The organism is Candidatus Sphingomonas phytovorans, from assembly GCA_029202385.1.
Lineage (GTDB): Bacteria > Pseudomonadota > Alphaproteobacteria > Sphingomonadales > Sphingomonadaceae > Sphingomonas > Sphingomonas phytovorans.
Genome location: CP119314.1, coordinates 2,921,129 through 2,939,474, shown reverse-complemented (window position 1 = coordinate 2,939,474; position 18,346 = coordinate 2,921,129). Strand labels below are relative to the sequence as shown.

At 65.3% G+C, this 18,346-nt stretch carries 17 protein-coding genes; 9 read left to right on the top strand and 8 right to left on the bottom strand.

All coding sequences use genetic code 11. From position 1 onward, the window contains the following. Positions 1–18: 18 nt before the first annotated feature. Positions 19–495 carry a hypothetical protein gene (locus tag P0Y59_13425; GenBank protein WEJ97961.1) on the bottom strand — a complete coding sequence of 159 codons (477 nt, stop codon included), beginning with the start codon at positions 493–495 and terminating at the stop codon, positions 19–21. Between the two features lie 389 nt (positions 496–884). Here P0Y59_13425 and P0Y59_13420 point away from each other — a divergent pair, with 389 nt between their 5' ends. Then, positions 885–1,433: a hypothetical protein gene (locus tag P0Y59_13420; protein WEJ97960.1), complete on the top strand. Its 549-nt coding sequence runs from the start codon at positions 885–887 to the stop codon at positions 1,431–1,433. 15 nt (positions 1,434–1,448) lie between these two features. Here the strand turns inward: P0Y59_13420 and P0Y59_13415 are convergent, their stop codons facing one another. Continuing rightward, positions 1,449–1,910, bottom strand: a complete 462-nt coding sequence (locus P0Y59_13415) for a MarR family transcriptional regulator (GenBank protein WEJ97959.1) — start codon at positions 1,908–1,910, stop codon at positions 1,449–1,451. Positions 1,911–2,064: 154 nt separating this feature from the next. On the opposite strand from P0Y59_13415, the gene P0Y59_13410 reads away from it, so the two are divergent. Both P0Y59_13410 and P0Y59_13405 read left to right on the top strand, forming a co-directional pair. Continuing rightward, positions 2,065–2,478 (top strand): organic hydroperoxide resistance protein, encoded by a 414-nt coding sequence (locus tag P0Y59_13410; GenBank protein ID WEJ97958.1) that lies wholly within the window; start codon positions 2,065–2,067, stop codon positions 2,476–2,478. A 280-nt stretch (positions 2,479–2,758) separates the two neighbouring features. Next, complete coding sequence (locus tag P0Y59_13405; protein WEJ97957.1) at positions 2,759–5,020, top strand: NADP-dependent malic enzyme; 2,262 nt, start codon at positions 2,759–2,761, stop codon at positions 5,018–5,020. Between the two features lie 128 nt (positions 5,021–5,148). On the opposite strand, the gene P0Y59_13400 is transcribed toward P0Y59_13405, so the two are convergent. Next, positions 5,149–5,937 (bottom strand): SDR family oxidoreductase, encoded by a 789-nt coding sequence (locus P0Y59_13400; GenBank protein ID WEJ97956.1) that lies wholly within the window; start codon positions 5,935–5,937, stop codon positions 5,149–5,151. A 145-nt stretch (positions 5,938–6,082) separates the two neighbouring features. After that, positions 6,083–7,243 (bottom strand): acyl-CoA dehydrogenase family protein, encoded by a 1,161-nt coding sequence (locus tag P0Y59_13395; GenBank protein WEJ97955.1) that lies wholly within the window; start codon positions 7,241–7,243, stop codon positions 6,083–6,085. Positions 7,244–7,442: 199 nt separating this feature from the next. Between P0Y59_13395 and P0Y59_13390 the strand changes: the two genes are divergently transcribed. Further along, complete coding sequence (locus tag P0Y59_13390; protein WEK02571.1) at positions 7,443–8,273, top strand: SDR family NAD(P)-dependent oxidoreductase; 831 nt, start codon at positions 7,443–7,445, stop codon at positions 8,271–8,273. 44 nt (positions 8,274–8,317) lie between these two features. After that, the gene (locus P0Y59_13385) at positions 8,318–9,745 is read left to right on the top strand and encodes an MFS transporter (protein WEK02570.1); all 1,428 of its coding nucleotides are present in this window, start codon (positions 8,318–8,320) and stop codon (positions 9,743–9,745) included. A 187-nt stretch (positions 9,746–9,932) separates the two neighbouring features. Here P0Y59_13385 and P0Y59_13380 read toward each other — a convergent pair whose 3' ends face one another. After that, on the bottom strand, positions 9,933–10,394 hold the full coding sequence (locus P0Y59_13380; GenBank protein WEJ97954.1) for a hypothetical protein: 462 nt from the start codon (positions 10,392–10,394) through the stop codon (positions 9,933–9,935). A 202-nt stretch (positions 10,395–10,596) separates the two neighbouring features. On the opposite strand from P0Y59_13380, the gene P0Y59_13375 reads away from it, so the two are divergent. Continuing rightward, positions 10,597–11,145, top strand: coding sequence for a CHAP domain-containing protein (locus P0Y59_13375; protein WEJ97953.1), 549 nt, complete (start codon positions 10,597–10,599; stop codon positions 11,143–11,145). Positions 11,146–11,181: 36 nt separating this feature from the next. Here P0Y59_13375 and msrB read toward each other — a convergent pair whose 3' ends face one another. Beyond that, positions 11,182–11,679, bottom strand: a complete 498-nt coding sequence (msrB, locus tag P0Y59_13370) for a peptide-methionine (R)-S-oxide reductase MsrB (protein WEJ97952.1) — start codon at positions 11,677–11,679, stop codon at positions 11,182–11,184. Between the two features lie 236 nt (positions 11,680–11,915). Here msrB and P0Y59_13365 point away from each other — a divergent pair, with 236 nt between their 5' ends. From P0Y59_13365 to P0Y59_13355, 3 genes are read left to right on the top strand one after another with little or no spacing between them, the layout of a single operon-like run. Then, positions 11,916–12,380: a carboxymuconolactone decarboxylase family protein gene (locus tag P0Y59_13365; GenBank protein ID WEJ97951.1), complete on the top strand. Its 465-nt coding sequence runs from the start codon at positions 11,916–11,918 to the stop codon at positions 12,378–12,380. Beyond that, positions 12,367–13,263, top strand: a complete 897-nt coding sequence (locus P0Y59_13360; GenBank protein WEJ97950.1) for a sigma-70 family RNA polymerase sigma factor — start codon at positions 12,367–12,369, stop codon at positions 13,261–13,263. Before P0Y59_13365 ends, P0Y59_13360 begins: the two co-directional genes overlap by 14 nt. A 1-nt stretch (position 13,264) precedes the next feature. Then, positions 13,265–13,666 carry a hypothetical protein gene (locus P0Y59_13355; protein WEJ97949.1) on the top strand — a complete coding sequence of 134 codons (402 nt, stop codon included), beginning with the start codon at positions 13,265–13,267 and terminating at the stop codon, positions 13,664–13,666. Positions 13,667–13,847: 181 nt separating this feature from the next. Here the strand turns inward: P0Y59_13355 and P0Y59_13350 are convergent, their stop codons facing one another. Continuing rightward, positions 13,848–16,391 carry a TonB-dependent receptor gene (locus P0Y59_13350; protein WEJ97948.1) on the bottom strand — a complete coding sequence of 848 codons (2,544 nt, stop codon included), beginning with the start codon at positions 16,389–16,391 and terminating at the stop codon, positions 13,848–13,850. A 521-nt stretch (positions 16,392–16,912) separates the two neighbouring features. Continuing rightward, positions 16,913–18,154: a cytochrome P450 gene (locus P0Y59_13345; protein WEJ97947.1), complete on the bottom strand. Its 1,242-nt coding sequence runs from the start codon at positions 18,152–18,154 to the stop codon at positions 16,913–16,915. Positions 18,155–18,346 lie beyond the last annotated feature (192 nt).

Here is an 18,346-nt window from a genome sequence, read left to right as displayed (position 1 = left end):
TCAGCTTTGTCCTAAATATTAAAATTTACGCTGAATGCTGGCGGGGTCGTAAGGTTGGCATTCGCCCGAATAATCGCCTGCCTTACCATTGATGCTGATCCGGCCGCCGATCCGGTCAAGGCGCAGTTTTGGCGAGTTGATCACGTTCACTTGAATTGTACCGGTTATCTCGCTGTCAGAACGCTTGACGTTTTTGACCTGGAACCATCCACCCGAGCCACCGTGCACTGGCGGGAGCATAGCGCGCGGCATCCTGACGCGCCCTGTGCCGTCGTCGTTGATCTCGACATTCACCTGATCGTCGAACGGAACTGATCGCTGGCCTACCACTTGTCCCCAAGCTGAATTGCCATGGTTGTCGAAACCATATGCCGTCGAGCTTGAAACCCTGTTGCCTGCACCTGAACCGAGACAGACCAAGTAGAGCGTCTGGGCGGATGCAGGGACCGACCATAGTGCGGCAGTTGCAGCACTCAATCCGAGAATGTTTTTCATTTGATGCCTCCTCTATGCCAGGGCGTAACAGTGACCCTGCTGCAGCAATGGTCCGAGAATTCAGAACCTCGAAATACGACTGGAAATGTTACGCAATTGTACAGCGTCAGGCTGACGAATGGGGCGCAGGTCTTCCGATTTATCGCTCACATCGTGCGCACATGATGCTCAATGCCGCCTTGTCACTAAAGCATCGTGAACGCTGGCATCGGGCGCGTCTTCAGGTCGTGGCGCCCATGCGGGCAGCCCCTCTCCCTACTGCCAGATGTTCAATCAGATACATCCCCGCCGCTTGAAAATTCCGCATCAATATTAGCCCCTTCGATCGCGGCTCGTCTTTGGTGGCGCGTGCATGCTATCGGGCGGCGGATGCGAACGCGGAGGGAATATTGAGCAGCTTGCGGCCGACCGGCGGGCTTGCCGCCATGCTGATGCTGGCGGCCTGCGGGTCTGCGCCGGAGCGACAGGAAGCGCCGGCCGGGCCGCCGCCCAAGCCGAGTTTCGACCAGACCATACCGGGTGTCCAGGCGACCATCGCCGGGCTCGGTGCGCCCTGGGCCAAGCCGACCCGTAACGACATGGTGCCGGATGCCGCCACGGGCGGGACGATCATCTCGACCAGCGGGGACCGGGGCGAGGCGAAGCTCTACCGGTTGCCGGACGGCTGGATCAGGCAGGTCGGCCTTGCTTCCGGGATGGGCAAGACCTGCGGCGACCCGGCCGATGTCGAGCGGGCGATCCCGTTGCTGCTGACCGGCCTTGCGACCAAGATGACGCTGACGCCCGCGCAGGCGCAGCGGCTCAAGGTGAGCGTGGCAGACGGGCCGCCCGTGACGGTCGAGCTGCGCGGGGTGCGAGTGACCGCGCAAGGCGGCTGCGTTCAGCAGCTGACCGTGACCGCGATCGAGCGGCCGCCATCGCCGCCGACCCGCCTCTGATCCCGCCCGGCGGGGTCACGCGCCGGGGTGTGTGGCGTCGAGCAGATTGTCGCGCAGCCTGCCGACCGCCTTTCGCAGGATCGGGAATTCCTCCGCGGTGAGGCCGGTCGCCTCGACCAGGTTCACGCACAGGCTCCTTTCATGCAGATCCCGCCCGGCTGCGGTCAGGCTGAGCAGCACCTGGCGTTCGTCAGCCAGGTCGCGTCGGCGGCTCAGATAACCAAGCGCCTCGAGCTTCTTGAGGATCGGGGTGAGCGTGTTGGATTCGAGAAACAGCTTCTCGCCCAGGCGACCGACGGTCTGGCCATCCTCCTCCGACAGCGCCACGATCACGATATATTGCGTGTAGGTGAGGCCGAACTGCTCGAGCAGCGGCTTGTAGGCCCGCCCGAACGCCAGATTGGCCGAGTAGATGGCGAAGCACAGAAAGTCGGATAATCTGAGGGTCGACAGGTCGACGGGAGCGGCGGCGGTCATGGCGGTTCCTTGACGGCGGCGTAGGTGCCGGGCGTTTCACCGATATAGATCGGATACGATTAAATCGGAAGGGGGTTGACTCGATGTTCGTCAAGTCTATTTACATCGTATCCGATTGAAGCGGATGCGACTAGTATCGTGAAGGAGCCAGAGCATGTCCGAGACCAAGATCCTCTACACCGCCAAGACCCACGCCACCGGCGGCCGCGACGGCGCGGCGCAGAGCAGCGACGGCCGGCTCGACATCAAGCTTTCCTCGCCCGGCACGTCCGGCGGCGGCACCAACCCGGAACAGCTGTTCGCGGCGGGCTGGTCGGCCTGCTTCATCGGCGCGATGGGGCTGGTGGCTCGCGAACTGAAGGTCGCCCTGCCGGCCGATCTGGCGGTTGATGCGGAGGTCGACCTGGCGAATGATTCGACCGGCTATTTCCTCCGCGCGCGGCTGAATGTCAGCCTGCCCGGCGTCGAGCGCGATGTCGCCCGGGCGCTGGTCGACGGGGCGCACCAGCATTGCCCTTATTCCAAGGCGACGCGCGGCAATATCGCGGTCGAGATCAACCTGGTCTGAGCTTCCTTTTGCGGAGCGGGAAGGCGTGGGCGGCACGTGCCGTCCACGCCTTCCCGCGTCGGGGGCAGGGGAGGAATGGCTATCGTCGTATCGGTGGTTACTTTTTGCCACTGACAGGGTTGTCCCGGCCAGCACCTTGCCGCAAGAGCCGTGGACCAGCATGCGCGGCAGGGTTGGCCCCGGAACGGGTCCGGGGTGACGTAGGGTCAACTTGCCTCTAAAGGCATTGATCCTATAGGATTCGCGCCCGCGTGATGGCGACGACGAAAGCGAGAGATGCATGGCCGAGGAATCGAACGTCCAGTTTTCCGAACGCGAGGCGCTGCTGTTCCATTCGGAAGGCCGGCCGGGCAAGATCGAGATCATCGCGTCCAAGCCGATGGCGACCCAGCGCGACCTGGCGCTGGCCTATTCCCCGGGCGTCGCCGTGCCGGTGCAGGCGATCTATGACGATCCCGCCACTGCATATGACTATACCGCCAAGGGCAATCTGGTCGCGGTAATCTCCAATGGCACCGCGATCCTGGGCATGGGCAATCTCGGCGCGCTCGCCTCCAAGCCGGTGATGGAAGGCAAGGCGGTGCTGTTCAAGCGCTTCGCCGATGTCGACGCGATCGACATCGAGTTGAAGACCGAGGATGTCGACCGGTTGATCGATGCGATCGAACTGATGGAGCCGAGCTTCGGCGGCATCAACCTGGAGGACATCAAGTCCCCGGAATGCTTCGTGATCGAGCAGACGCTGCGCGAGCGGATGAACATCCCGGTGTTCCATGACGACCAGCATGGCACCGCGATCATCGCCGCCGCCGGCCTGATCAACGCGCTCCACCTGACGGGCCGCGACATCAAGGAGACGACGGTTGTGATGAACGGCGCCGGCGCCGCCGCGATCGCCTGCGCCGAGCTGATCAAGGCGATGGGCCTGCCGCACGACCAGCTGCTGATGTGCGACCGCACCGGCGTTGTCTTCCAGGGCCGCACCGACGACATGAACCAGTGGAAGTCGGCGCATGCGGTGAAGACCGACAAGCGCACCCTGGCCGAGGCGCTGGACGGCGCCGACGTGTTCATGGGCCTGTCCGCCGCCGGGGCGCTGCCCGCCGAACTGCTGATGAAGATGGCGGCAAAGCCGATCGTCTTCGCCATGGCCAATCCCGATCCCGAGATCTCGCCGCCCGAGGCAAAGCGCGCGCGGCCCGACGTGATCATCGCCACCGGCCGGTCGGACTATCCGAACCAGGTCAACAATGTGCTCGGCTTCCCGTTCATCTTCCGCGGCGCGCTCGACGTGCGCGCGACGACGATCAACGACGAAATGAAGGTGGCCGCCGCCGAGGCGCTGGCCGCGCTCGCGCGTCAGCAGGTGCCGGAGGAAGTGGCGGTCGCCTATGGCGTGCGGCACACCTTCGGGCCCGACTATATCATCCCGGCGCCGTTCGATCCGCGGCTGATGGAGATCGTGCCCGCCGCCGTCGCCAGGGCGGCGATGGATTCGGGCGTCGCGACCAAGCCGATCCTCGACATGGAGGCTTACCGCCAGTCGCTGCGCGCGCGGATGAACCCGACCACTTCGGTGCTGAGCCTCGCCTATGAAGGCGCGCGGGCGCATCCCAAGCGGGTGCTGTTCGCCGAGGGCGAGGAGGAAGTCGTGCTGCGCGCGGCGATCGCTTTCAAGGACGGCGGGTACGGCACGCCGGTGCTGGTCGGGCGCGACGACGTGTATGAGCGGCTGAAGGCGCTGGGCGTCAGCGATCCGGAAAGCTACGAGCTGCACAACAGCCGCAACTCGCCGCTGGTGCCGAAGATGGTCGACTTCCTGTACAAGCGGCTTCAGCGGCGTGGCTATCTGCACCGCGACGTCGAGCGCATGATCAACCAGGACCGCAACATCTTCGGCGCGGTGCTGCTCCAGCTCGGCGAGGCCGATGCGATGATCACCGGCATCACCCGCACCTATGCGCATACCATGCGCGAGGTCCGCAAGGTGATCGACCCCGAGGTCGGCCGCACGCCGTTCGGCATCCATCTGATGGTGGGGCAAACCCATACTGTGTTCATGGCCGACACGACGATCAACGAACGGCCCACCGCCGAGGAGCTCGCCGATATCGCCGAGCAGACCGCCCTGGTCGCGCGGCGCATGGGGCATGAGCCCCGCGTCGCGTTCCTGAGCTATTCGACCTTCGGCAATCCCGAGGGGCGCTGGCTGGAGAATCTGCGGGCCGCGGTTCAGGTGCTCGACGAGCGCAAGGTCGGCTTCGAATATGAAGGCGAGATGGCGCCCGACGTCGCGCTGAACCCGAAGCAGCTCGCCAACTATCCGTTCGCGCGGCTGTCGGGGCCGGCGAACGTGCTGATCATGCCGGGGCTTCAGTCGGCTAATATCTCGGCGAAGCTGCTGCGCGAGCTTGGCGGGGATTCGGTGATCGGGCCGATGCTGGTCGGCATGGAGAAGTCGGTGCAGATCGCGCCGATGACCAGCACGGCGAGCGAGCTGGTGACGCTGGCGGTGCTGGCCGCGGGCGGGATCGCGCGGTAGTTCTTAACCCTCTCCCAGCGGGAGAGGGTCGAGACGCGAATGCGGCGAGTGGTGAGGGTGACCTCGCAGGGGCCCCTCACCCTCCCGTCGCTTCGCTCCTCCTTCCCTCTCCCGCAGGGAGAGGGAGTTCAGGCGTCGATCGATGTCCCGAGCGCGGCGTTGACCAGGCCGCCGTCTACCGTGATCGTATCGCCCACCACATAATCGCCCGCGCGGCTCGCGAGGTAGATCGCCGCGCCGGCCATGTCCTCGTCGACGCCGATCCGCTTCGCCGGGATGCCCTTGGCGATTGCGTCGCCATGGTCGCGCGCCGCCTTGTTCATCTCGCTGGCGAACGCGCCGGGCGCGATCGAGGTGACGTTGATCGAATCGGTGATCAGCCGGGCCGCCATGCGCTTGGTGAGGTAGATCAGCGCCGATTTCGAGGCGTGATAGCTATAGGTTTCCCATGGATTGAGCCGCTGGCCGTCGATCGAGGTGATGTTGATCACCTTGGCCGGGCGCTCATGGCTGGCGGCGGCCTTCAGCGCCGGGTGGAGTGCCTGGGTGAGGAAGAAGGGCGACTTCACGTTGAGGTCCATCACCTTGTCCCAGCCTTTTTCCGGGAAGTCCTCGAACGGCTCGCCCCAGGCGGCGCCGGCATTGTTGACCAGGATGTCGAGCCTGTCGGTGTGTTCGGCGAGCTGCGCGGCGAGCGCCTTGCAGCCGGCGACGGTGGAAACGTCCTGGGGAAGGGGGATGCACTTCTCCCCCAGCGCCTTCGCTGCCTCGAAACAGGCATCGGCCTTGCGCGAGGAGATGTAGACGGTCGCGCCCTGGGCGATGAAGCCGGCCGCGATCATCCGGCCGATGCCGCGCGAGCCGCCGGTGACGAGCGCGGTGCGGCCGTCGAGGCGGAAGAGGTTGGTCGTGTCCATGTCTGTCTCCTTTTTTGTCGCCCTCTCCCCTCTGGGGAGAGGGCAGACGAGCGGAGCGAAGTCGGGAGAGGGGCAGTGCGGCGCGCATCGCCTGACACACTGCCCCTCTCCCCGACCCTCTCCCCAGAGGGGAGAGGGAGGTGTGCTATCCCCCGCGCCTGATCGTCTCGCGGGCGATGATGAGTTGCTGGATCTGGCTGGTTCCCTCGTAGATGCGGAACAGGCGCACGTCGCGGTAGAGGCGTTCGATGCCGTAGTCGGCGATATAGCCGGCCCCGCCGAAGATCTGCACGGCGCGATCGGCGACTCGGCCGACCATCTCGCTGGCGAAATATTTGGCCGCGGCGGATTCCATCACCACGTCCTTGCCCGCGTCCTTGGCGGCGGCCGTCTCAAGCACCAGCGCGCGGGCGGCGAGGGCCTCGGTCTTGGAATCGGCGATCATGCCCTGGATCAGCTGATGCTCGGCGATCGGCTTGCCGAACTGCTTGCGGTCGCTGGCATAGCCGACCGCGTCGGCGATCAGCCGCTCGGCCACGCCGACGCAGACCGCGGCGATATGCAGCCGCCCGCGATCGAGCACGCGCATCGCGATCTTGAAGCCCTCGCCCTCGGCGCCGAGCCGGTTGGCGGCGGGGACGGGCACGTCGTCGAAGATCACATCGGCGACCTTGGCACCTTTCTGGCCCATCTTCTTTTCCGGCTCGCCGATCGACAGGCCGGGCAGGTCGCGCGGGACGAGGAAAGCGGAGACGCCCTTGCCCCCGGCTTCCGTACCGGTACGCGCCATCACGGTGAAGAGGTCGGCCTTGTCGGCGTTGGTGATGAAGCGCTTGGTGCCGGTGAGGCGGTAGACGTCGACCCCGTTCGCATCCCTGGCCTTGACCGCGCGGGTTTTCACCGACCCCGAATCGCTGCCGACATCGGGTTCGGTCAGCGCGAAGCTGGTGACGACCTCACCGCTGGCGATGCGGGGCAGCCAGTGCGCCTTCTGCTCGTCCGAGCCGGCCATCACCAGGCCCTGGCTGCCGATGCCGACATTGGTGCCGAAGGTCGAGCGGAAGGCCGGGGTGGTGCGGCCGAACTCGATCGCGACCCGCACCTCCTCGCTCATGGTGAGGCCGAGACCGCCATATTCCTCGGCGATCGACAGGCCGAACAGGCCAAGCTCGCGCATCTCGCGGATGATGTCGGCGGGGATCGCGTCAGCCTCCTCGACCGCGCCTTCGAGCGGGCGGAGGCGTTCGCTGACGAAGCGGCGGACCGTGTCGATCAGGGCGTCGAAGGTTTCGGGATCAAGGGCCACTGCGCTCTCCACATCGTCATCCACCGTTCCACGGGCGCAAGCGCTCGCGGGGTGGTGCCCGGAACACGTCCGGGGTGATGGTTGGTAGTGAAGGGCAGGCCGTCTCGCAAGCGGTTCGCAAACCCAAAATTCAAAAAGCCTGCATTGACGGGGCTGAGGCCCATACTATGCTGCTCAAAACAGAGGATGCAGGAAGATGATGCGTTTTGCAGGCAAGCGCGCCGTGGTGACCGGCGGCGCCTCGGGAATAGGCCGCGCGACGGCATTGCGGCTGGTCGAAGAGGGCGCCGAGGTGTGGATCGGCGACATCGACGAGGCTGGCGGGCAGGATGTGGCCGCGACGTCCAACGGGCGAATCCATTTCCGGCGCACCGACGTGACGAAGGTCGAGGATATCGCCGCGCTGATGGCGGCGGCCGATGCGGCGGGCGGGCTCGACGTGGTGTTCAACAATGCCGGCGCGGGCGGATCGCGCGACCCGATCGGGGAGATTTCGGCCGAGGACTGGGACCGCACCCAGGCGCTGCTGCTGCGGTCGGTGGCGATGGGCATCCGTTATGCCGCGCCGCTGATGATCGCGCGGGGCGGCGGGGCGATCGTCAACACCGCCTCCATCGCCGCGCTGCAGACCGGCGCCGCGCCGACCGCCTATTCGGTGGCCAAGGCGGGCGTGCTGCATCTGACGACCATGGCCGCCGCCGATCTGTCCCGTCACAATATCCGGGTAAATGCCGTCTGCCCGGGCTTCATCACGACCAACATCTTCACCGCGGCCCTGGGCATAGAGGGCGACAAACGAGACATGGCCAATGGGATGATCCGGGGCATCGCAGCGCATGCCCAGCCCTTGCAGCGCTCCGGAAGGGCCGAGGACATCGCGGCCGCGGTCGCCTATCTGGCGAGCGACGACGCCAGCTTCGTCACCGGCACGCACATTACCGTCGACGGCGGCATGACGATCGGCCCGCGGCATAGCTGGGATGCTGAAGCGCCGTCGATGTTCGCCGCGCTAGAGCAGTTCGCGTCTTGAGCTCAAACCCAGCCGGGGCCACCATCGCCGCGCCGGCACCGCGCATGCTCGGCCTGCGCAGCCGGTTGTCGTTCGGGATCGGATCGATCGCGTACGGCGTTAAGGACAATGGCTTCGCGACCTTCCTGCTGCTGTTCTACAACCAGGTGGTCGGCCTGCCGGCCAGCACCGTCGGCATCGCCATCATGTGCGCGCTGGTGGTCGAGGCGTTTGTCGACCCGGCGGTAGGCTATTTCTCCGATCATACGCGCAGCCGCTGGGGCCGGCGGCACCCCTGGATGTATGCCTCGGCGCTGCCGGTCGCGATCGGCTGGCTGCTGCTGTGGAACCCGCCCGCCTGGTCGGAGACGGCGACGCTGTTCTACGTGTTCGGCAGCGCGCTGATGGTGCGGATCGCGTTGTCCGCGTTCGAGATTCCCTCCTCGGCGCTCGGGCCTGAGTTGAGCTCCGATTATGACGAGCGCACCCGGCTTTTCTCTTATCGCTACCTGTTCGGCTGGGGCGGCGGGCTGGCGATGCTGTCGCTTGCCTATGCCGTGTTCCTGGTGCCGGACGCGACTCACCCGGTCGGCCTGCAGAATGCCGACGGCTATTCGCGCATGGCGCTGTTCGCGGCGATCGTCATGGCGCTGTCGATCATCGTCTCGTCGATCGGCCTTCACCATGAGATCAAGCACCTGCCCAGGGTGCCGAAATCGACCGCGAGCTTCGCCACGCATTTCGCCCAGTTCCGCGCGACCGTGTCGAACAAGGCGTTCCTGATCCTGATGGCGGCGGGCGTCTTCGCCTATACAGCGCAGGGTATTTCCTTCGCGCTGTCCAACTATCTCTACAGCTATGTGTGGCGGTTCGAAGGGACGGACTATCAGTGGCTGTCGGCATCGCTTCTGCTCGGCGCGGTTGGCTCCTTCATCCTGGCGCCGATGCTGACCAAGGGCGCCAACAAGCCGCGCGTCGGCATGATCCTGTCGTTCGTCAGCGCGATCCTGCTCGTCTCGCCTTATATCCTGCGGCTGCTCGGGCTGTTCCCGGAGCCTGGCTCGCCGGCGATGCTGCCGATCCTGCTGGCGATCTTCATGGTCAACACGGCGTGCAGCGTGGGGGCGTTCATCCTCGGCTCGGCGATGCTGGCCGACGTGGTCGAGGAATCGGAGACGCGTACCGGGCAGCGATCCGAAGGCGTGTTCTTTGCCGGTGGCTTCTTCGTGCAGAAGATGGTCGGCGGGCTGGGCATCTTCATGGCCGGAGCGGTCCTTGCGTTCGCGGCGTTCCCGGCCGCGGCCAGGCCGGGGCTGGTGCCGGCCGCGACGATCGACCGGCTGACTATCGTGTTCGTGTGCCTCGAGTTGTTGTTCTACGGCCTGGCGGGCCTTTGCTATGCGCGCTTCCCGTTCGGGCGGGCTGAGCATGAGGAGCGGCTGGCGCTGAGCTTGGCGGCGGCTGAACGAGACGGCGCGCCGCATGCGCCTTGAGAGCGCCGGCGTGGGTCGGGCAGTCGTCGTGTCGGGGTAGGAAGGTCGGGTTCACGCGAAGGCGCGAAGGAGAGGTCCGGCGAATCCTCCTTCGACATCCCAGGCTCGTGCTGTTCGTCCGGCAGCAGGCTGGTGCGCCGCCTCCGTTACAGCGCTTCGTGTCTTCGCGTGACCTGATCCAAGGCGCTCAACCCGCGATCAGGCGGATGAACGCGCTCGATACCCAGCCCGACTTGCACGGGCCCGTATAAGCGCGCGGCGACGCGACGGGCGCGGATACGCCGCAATCGGTATCCGGGGCTCCGGGCGGGGCTATGACGACGCCCATCCAGCGCTGGTCGATCGAGCGGGTGCAGACGCGGAGCTGTGCCCCCGCGTCGAGCCGCATCACCTCGTCGGCTTCGGCGAAGGGCGCCGCGTGCACGGGCAGATAGGTCTCGCCCGAGGGCGACAGGTTGGTGACGCGCCCGATGCTGTTGCAGGCAAGGAAGGCGGGGCCGCCCTCGCCGATCCGCACCGGCAGAGTCCCGGGGCGCAATGCGACCGGCGTTTCGTTTGCGTTCAGCAAGACGTCGTCATTACCGCCGGTGCCGCTCCGGTCCGAACAGGCGAGCAGGAGCAGGCACAGGGCCGGGGCGAGAGATTTCATGGGGCGATTCTAGCCGTCATGCAGCGAATTGGCGAGGGCGCATTGCCCGGCACCCGCCAATCAGCGTGCGGCGAAAGGCAGTCATCGCCCGGTAAACACGGTTCGTCCTAAAAGGTTCCATTCGTCGGGTCGCCGGGGTTCCCCATCCCGGCGCGACCTGCTTTGAGAGGCTCACGAATTTAGCGGGACCTGAGGGGGCCACATGAATTTCCGGGCGTTTGCAGCGCGTTTTGCGCTGGTAGTTTCGTGCAGCCTGATGGCGACGACCCCGGCGATGGCGCAGTTCTGGCAGTGCGCCCCTTATGCCCGCACCATTTCCGGCATCGAAATCCACGGCAACGCCAATACCTGGTGGAGCCAGGCCGCCGGCCACTACGCTCGCGGCCATGCGCCGAAGGTCGGTGCCGTCCTCGCTTTCTCCTCGACGGGCCGGATGCGCCTCGGCCATGTCGCGATGGTGAGCGAGGTCGTCAGCGACCGCGAAGTGCTGCTGACCCACGCCAACTGGTCGCGCCGCGGCGGTATCGAGCGCAACGTCCGCGCGGTCGACGTGTCGGAAGCCGGCGACTGGAGCATGGTGAAGGTGTGGTACGGCCCCAATGGCGGCCTCGGCACCAGCGCCTATCCGACCAAGGGCTTTATCTATTCGGATCGCGCGGCGGACAATGACTCGGTCGACACCGATACGCAGCAGCCGCTGGCACGCATGACGCTCGCGTCGCTCAGCATGTCGGACGAGATCAGCTTCTGATATTTCGTCCTCTCCCTTGAGGAGAGAGGTAGAAGGTCACGCCTTCCCCGGCGCGAACGTCATCGCCACGCCGTTCATGCAATAGCGCTTGCCGGTGGGTTTCGGGCCGTCATCGAAGACATGGCCGAGATGTCCGCCGCAGCGGCGGCAGTGTACCTCAATGCGCGAAAAGCCGAGTGAGCGGTCCTGGCGGGTCCGCACCGCGTCCTTTAGCGGCGCCCAGAAGCTCGGCCAGCCGGTGCCGCTGTCGAATTTGGTCTTCGACGAATAGAGCGGCAGCGCGCAGCCGGCGCAGGAGAAGATACCGGCGCGGTGTTCGTTGTTGAGCGGGCTGCTGAAGGGCGTCTCGGTCGCCTCATGGCGCAGGGTGCGATAGGCGGCTGGGGAGAGCTTCGCCTTCCACTGTGCGTCGGTCAGCGTCACCTCGAATGTCTCGGGCGGGCCGGCGGAGGCGCTGCCGCGACAGCCGAACAGCGCGAAGGCGGCGGCGCCGGTGCCGGCCAGGGTGAGGAAGCTGCGGCGGTCTGGGGTCATGATCGTCCTCGTCTCCAGGCGTATCGGTGAAACGGATATAGGTACGCGGCACCGGGTCCACGAGATGCACGCCGCCTGTCCCGGCCTCGCGCTTCCCTGCGATATTCGCGGAGCCGGCACGTTCGGTTACGGATGGGCCGGAGGGCGGCGCAAAAAATTCGCGACGCCATGTCACACTCGTTCGGGCTATCCCGTCATGTCGGCATGCGTGCATGGTGCACGCCTGGAGACAGACCATGACCCCACGTTTGCGCAACCCGCATATTCTCGCACCCGAGGCGATCAAGGCGATGATGGCGCTTGAGGCAAGCTTCGAATCGTCGAGCATCGAGTTCAGCGTGAAGGAGTTCGTGAAGCTGCGCGCGTCGCAGATCAACGGCTGCGCCTTCTGCATCCACATGCATTCGACCGACCTGCGCAAGGCGGGCGAGAGCGAGATGCGGTTGTACATGCTGCCGGCATGGCGCGAATCGACGCTGTACAGCGAGCGTGAGCGTGCGGCGCTTGGCTGGACCGAGGCACTGACCCGCCTTTCCGAGACCGGGGCGCCGGACGCGGACTATGCGCCGGTCAAGGCAAGCTTCAGCGACGCCGAACAGGTCCAGCTCACCTTGATGATCGGCGCGATCAATGTGTGGAACCGGCTTCAGGTTGGTTTCCGCGCGCCGCATCCGGTGGAGCGTGCCAGTGTCGCCGCCTGACCCGGCATCGGCATTGTTCGAGGCGCAGCGGCCGCGGTTGCTGCGTCTCGCCTATCGCATGCTCGGCTCGCTCTCCGAAGCCGAGGATATCGTCCAGGATGCCTGGCTGCGCTGGTCGCGGGTCGAGGAATCGGTCGACGTGCCCGCCGCCTATCTGACCCGGATCGTCACGCGGCTGTGCCTCGACCAGATGCGTTCGGCGCGGGCGCGGCGCGAGACCTATTACGGCGCCTGGCTGCCCGAACCGCTGGTCGGATCGACCGAGGACGAGCAGGCCGACGATCTGACCCTGACCCTGATGCTCGCGCTCGAACGGCTTTCGCCCCTGGAGCGCGCTGCCTTCCTGCTGCACGACGTGTTCGGCGTCGCGCTGAGCGAGGTGGCGGGCACGCTTGACCGTGATGCGGCCGCCGTGCGCCAGATGGCGGTGCGTGCGCGCAAGCATGTCCAGACGGCGCGGCCGCGCTATCCGGTCGGGCAGGCGGAGGCCGACCGCATTGCGCGCGCCTTCTTCGCGGCGGCGCGCGACGGCGATGTCGCGGCGTTGCGGACGATGCTGGCGGAGGATGTGGCGGTCTATTCCGACGGCGGCGGGCGGGTGCTTGCCTTCCGCAATCCCATCCTGGGCGTCGCCAAGGTGCTGCGCATGTTCGCCGGGCTGGCGCGCAAGCATGCCTATCGGCCGGTCATGCTGAAGCCGGTCTCGATCGACGGGCTGCCCGGCTATGTCAGCATCGATCGCGGGCAGTTGCTGCAGACCACGGCGCTCGAGATCCGCGACGGGCGGATCGCGGCGATCTACATCATGCGCAACCCCGACAAGCTGGCCCATGTCGCGCTCGCCTTCGGCCAGGCGGATGTCACCTCTCCGGGAGTATCATGACATGCGGAACATCGTTCCCGTTCTCGCCGCGATCCTCGGCCTTGGCGCGGTCGCCAATGGCCTGATCATGCTTGCCGTTCCGGGCGACTGGTATGTCGCCGTACCCGGCGTCACCACCACCGGCCCGTTCAACCAGCATTTCATCCGCGACATCGGGCTGATCTTCGTGCTGGTCGGCGCTGCCTATATCTGGGGCGCAGCGCGGCCGGCGATGCGTGTTCCCCTGTGGGGCGCGGCGACATTCTGGCTCGCCGGGCATGCGCTGTTCCATCTGTGGGAAGTGGCGGTCGGTATTTGCGGGGCATCGGCCATCGCGCGGGACTTTCCCGCGGTGACCGTGCCGGCGATCATCGGTGTGGGCCTCACGCTATGGGCGATGCGGGAGGCCCGGGCTCTCCGGTAGAGTCGAACTCGATGAGGTCGCATCCGCCGTCACCCCGGGCTTGTCCCGGGGGCCACCGTGCCGCGACCCAGGGGCCGATAAGCTTGCGGAACGGTGGATGCCGGAACAAGTCCGGCGTGACGGCCGAAGTTGATCGGGAATGACTCCAGGTATCTGTTGTCGCCTCGTGCTGAGGCGTCGATCAATATTTCACCCGAAGCGTACCGCCGAAGGTGCGCGGCGCGCCGAGAAAGGCGTCGAGCACGCCGGTCGCGTTGGTCGGCACGTTCTGGAAGCCGGAATTGAACGCCACCTGCTTGTAGTTGGTGTCGAACAGGTTTTCCGCCCAGGCCTCGATGCTCCAGCGATCGTTGCTGGGACCGAAGCCGATACGGGCGTTGGAGACGACATAGCCCTTCTGGACCTTGCCCGGATCGAGATCCGAGCCGGTATTGTAGGAGGACGAATATTTCAGGCCCATGTTGAACCGGGCCTTGTAGTTGTCGGAAATGTCGTGGGTGTAGGTGCCGGACAGCGAGGCCGAATAGAGCGGCGCCAGTGACAGGCGCGAGTGCTGGCCGCCCAGGAAGCCGGTCTTGGCGGCCAGGTCGGCGAGCTGCGATGCGGTCAGGTCGTAACGCGTGTCGGCGATGGTCAGACCGCCCTGGAAGCTGAGCTTCGGCGTGGCGAACCACACGAAATCGGCGTCGATTCCCTTGCTGACCACGCTCGGGATCGAATCCACCACGAAGACCAGCCCGTTGAAGGTGTTGAGCTGGAAATTCGAATATTTCTGGTAGAACAGGGTCGCGTTCAGCAGCAGCTTGCGGTCGAACAAGGTCGCCTTTTCGCCAAGCTCGAACGAATTGTTGAATTCGCCGGCGAACGAGGTGTCGAGGATCGGCGTGAGCGCCGCCGCGCTGCCCGGCGCGCAGCCGGCGGTGCCGATGACGCACTGGACCCGGTCAAGGTTGAAGCCGCCGGCCTTGTAGCCGCGGGCGTAGGAGGCATAGACCAGCAGGCTCGGGCTGAAGCGATAAGAGAGCTTCGCCGTGCCCGAGAACACATTCTCGCTTTCGGACTGGTGGTTGGTGAAATTGTTGTAGCCGGGGCTGAGGAAGGGGAGGCACATCGTATTGTTGACCGCGGCAAGCTGCGCCGCCGCCGCCGGATTCGCCGCATTGAGAATGGCGAACGCCGCGTTCGCCGATGCGCACCCGGCGCCGCCACCGATATTGCTGCTGTTCTGGTTGAGCGTCTTGTCGTCGATATTGAAACGGACGCCTCCCTGGAAGGCGAGCTTGTCGGTGATGTGCAGCGTGTTGTCGGTAAAGATCGCATAGGTCTTGTCGGTCTGGCGATAGCGATCGACCGAGCCGGTATTCGCCGCGTAATTGACCCCGCCAACATAGGGGAAGGTCAGGCCGGTCTGAAGGAAGTTCGGGTCCGGCGTGCCCTCGACCAGCGACGAGAAGAGCAGGCCGAGATAGGGCGTGAACTGGCTGCCCACGAGGATGCTGGTGTTCTGCCGCAGCTTCTCGTTCGAGAAGAAGCCGCCGATCAGATAGTCGAGCTTGCCGGTGGTGCCCGCGTAGCGCAGTTCCTGGCTGAAGGTGCGGAACTGCGACGAGTTGCTGTTGTCCGAGGGCAGGTAATCGATATCGGCGGTCGAGAAATCCGCGTCGAACCCGCCGACCGTCTTCCAGTTGCGATAGGCGGTGATCGAGGTCAGCGTGCCGGGGCCGACATCCCAGTCGGCCTGGAGCGAGACGCCCTTGTCGACGACATGCTGGAGATCGGGGCGGTTGGCATAGGCGTTGCGGGCATAGGGGTTGCTCGGGTCGCCATCATTGCCGCCGAGCGCTGCGACGAGATTGTTGGCGAAATTGCCGGCGCTGGCGCGGGTGATCACCGCCATGCAGCAATGTTCGTCGCGGGACGACACGTCGCCGATCAGGCGCAAGGTCAGCGTGTCGGTCGGCTTGGCGAGCAACTGGCCGCGCAGGGTGTAGTAATTCTGGTTGTTGTCCCGCGTGTCGGTGCGCGGGCCGGGCCCGGTGTTCACATGGAAAAAGCCGTCGCGGGAATGATCGGCGAAATAGAGGCTCACGGCCAGCTTGTCGTCGATCAGCGGCCCGGTCGCCTCAACCGACCCGCCGATCGCGCCATAATTGCCGACGGTGAATTCGGCATTGCCGCCCAGGGTGAATTGCGGCTCGGCGGTCAGGATGTTGATCACGCCGGCGGTCGCCGACTTGCCGAACAGGGTTCCCTGCGGGCCCTTCAGCACCTCGATCCGGTCGATATTGCCGAGATCGCCGAAGCCGACGCCGTTGCGCGAGCGATAGACACCGTCGATCACGACGCCGACCGAGGATTCGAGCCCGGGATTGTCGCCGACCGTGCCGATGCCGCGGATGCGCGCGGTGGTGGAGGATTCGCTGGTCGTCGAGGTCACCAGCAGGCCCGGCGCGAGCAGCGCGAGATCCTTGATGTCCTTCACGCCAGTGTCCTGGATGAGCTGGCGATTGACCGTGGTGACGACGATCGGGACGTTCTGCAGCGTCTCCGGGCGCTTGCGGGCGGTGACGATGATGTCCGCGACATTGGCGGGCGCGGCCTGGGTGGCCGGTTGCGAGAGTGGGGATGTCGGTGGCGGCGTCTGCGCCAGGGCCGGCATTGCCTGAAGAGCGATGGCGAAGGTGGAGGCGGACACGGCGAAGCGGGCTTTGCTACGGAATTTCATGCATCGTCTCCAAATTTATTGCCCTGATTTTCACCCCCTTGCGGAAAATTGTGATCCCGCCGGCATGATGGTGCGATGACAGAAGCGTGAAACCGGCGCGCGATCTGTGTCCTTGCGGCAACAGATTCGGGGTTGTCGGATCATTTCGTGTACCAGAGGCGGGAAAATCGCCGGAAATGCGCGTGGACGCGTCGACGCAATCATACCTGGCGTTCGAATGTGCCTGAGCCTGACACTATGGTGCGAGGCTGGGTGAGAGGGCCAGTCGCGGGAGGGCATCCAGCGAGGGACCTAATCCTTGACACGATCCATCCGGCTTGAATCGTTGCCCCGGATTCGTTCCGGGAGCCACCGTGCCGCGTACCAGCCGCTTTCGACTCTTGCTGAGCGGTGGATGCCGGAACAAGTCCGGCATGACGGGCTCGTCGTCCGGATCGGCCTCCAGGGACGCGCGTCATCCATCGGCACGTGCGCGCGGCAATAGCCCTCTCCCGCGACCGCGGGAGAGGGCAGTCAGATGCTCAATATTTGCTGATCTCGACCGGCAGCTTGCGATAGCCGTGGACGAAGCAGGCAGCGACGCGTTCCGGCTCGCCGACCACGTTCACCCGCATGCGGCGCCGGGCCATTTCCTCCAGCAGCGTCGCGATCTGGAGCTCGGCGAGCCGGGCGCCGACGCAGCGATGGATGCCGTGGCCGAACGCAAGATGCCGGCGGGCATTGGGGCGGTCGACGATGATCTTGTCGGCATTCTCGAACACGCTCTCGTCGCGATTGGCCGAGAGATACCAGAGCGCGAGCTTGTCGCCGGCCCTGATCTGCTGTCCTTCAAGCACGGTATCCTCGGTCGCGGTGCGGCGCATATGAGCGAGCGGGGTCTGCCAGCGGATGATATCCTGCACGGCATTGTGGATCAGCGATGGATCCCCCTCGAGCTTGGCGCGCTCGTCCGGGAACAGGTCGAGGCCATAGGCGGCGGCGGTCATCGAGTTGCGCGTGGTGTCGTTGCCGCCGACGATCAGCAGGATCAGGTTCCCCAGGAACTCCATCTGGCTCATTTCGGCCATCGCGTCCGAATGCATCATCATCGAGATGAGGTCGGGCGTCGGCTCCTTGCCGAGCTTCTGGTTCCACAGATTCTGGAAATAGCCGCCGCATTCATACATGTGCTTGAGGCGTTCGAGTCGAAGCTCCTCGGTCTTGACCAGCTCGATATCGCCGGCCCAGTCGGACCAGAAGGTCAGCTTGCGCCTGTCCTCCCAGGGGAAGTCGAACAGGATCGCCAGCATCTGGGTGGTCAGCTCAATCGAGACGGTGTCGACCCAGTCGAATTCCTTGTTCCACTCCAGGCTGTCCAGCACCTCGGCCGTGCGCATGCGGATATTGTCGGAGAGGCGGACCATCTCGCTCGGCGTGAAGGCAGGCGCGACCGTGCGGCGCTGGCCGGTATGCTTGGGCCGGTCCATCGCGATGAACATCGGCATGCGCACATCGGTCGGCGAATTTTCGATGAAATCGGCGAGCGTGATGCCGCCTGCCTCGGACGAATAAATGTCCGGAAGCGATTCGACCTCGACGATCGGCTTGTAGGTCGAGACCGACCAATAGGGGCCGAAGCCGGACTGCTCGACATAATGGACCGGCGATTCGGCGCGGAGCTGGCGGAAGGGCGCCTGCCACACATCGTCGCGATAGAGCTCAGGCCGGCTCACATCGAGCGGATCGACCGCCGTTTCGACCGCATGCAGTGCTTGTGTCGCCATTGTCCGCTCTCCTTATGGGCGCAGGAAAGCCTTAGCTGACACTTGTGTCAATTGTGTTTTGCAACGGGATCGCCAGGATGGTGGTTAGGAAAGGTCGAATGATGGCGTCGTTGCCGAAGGCAGGTATTGGCGATGTGCCCTTCAGCCAGCCCGCAAAAGCACCTTCCCCGGCGAAGGCGAGTTCCAGTGGGG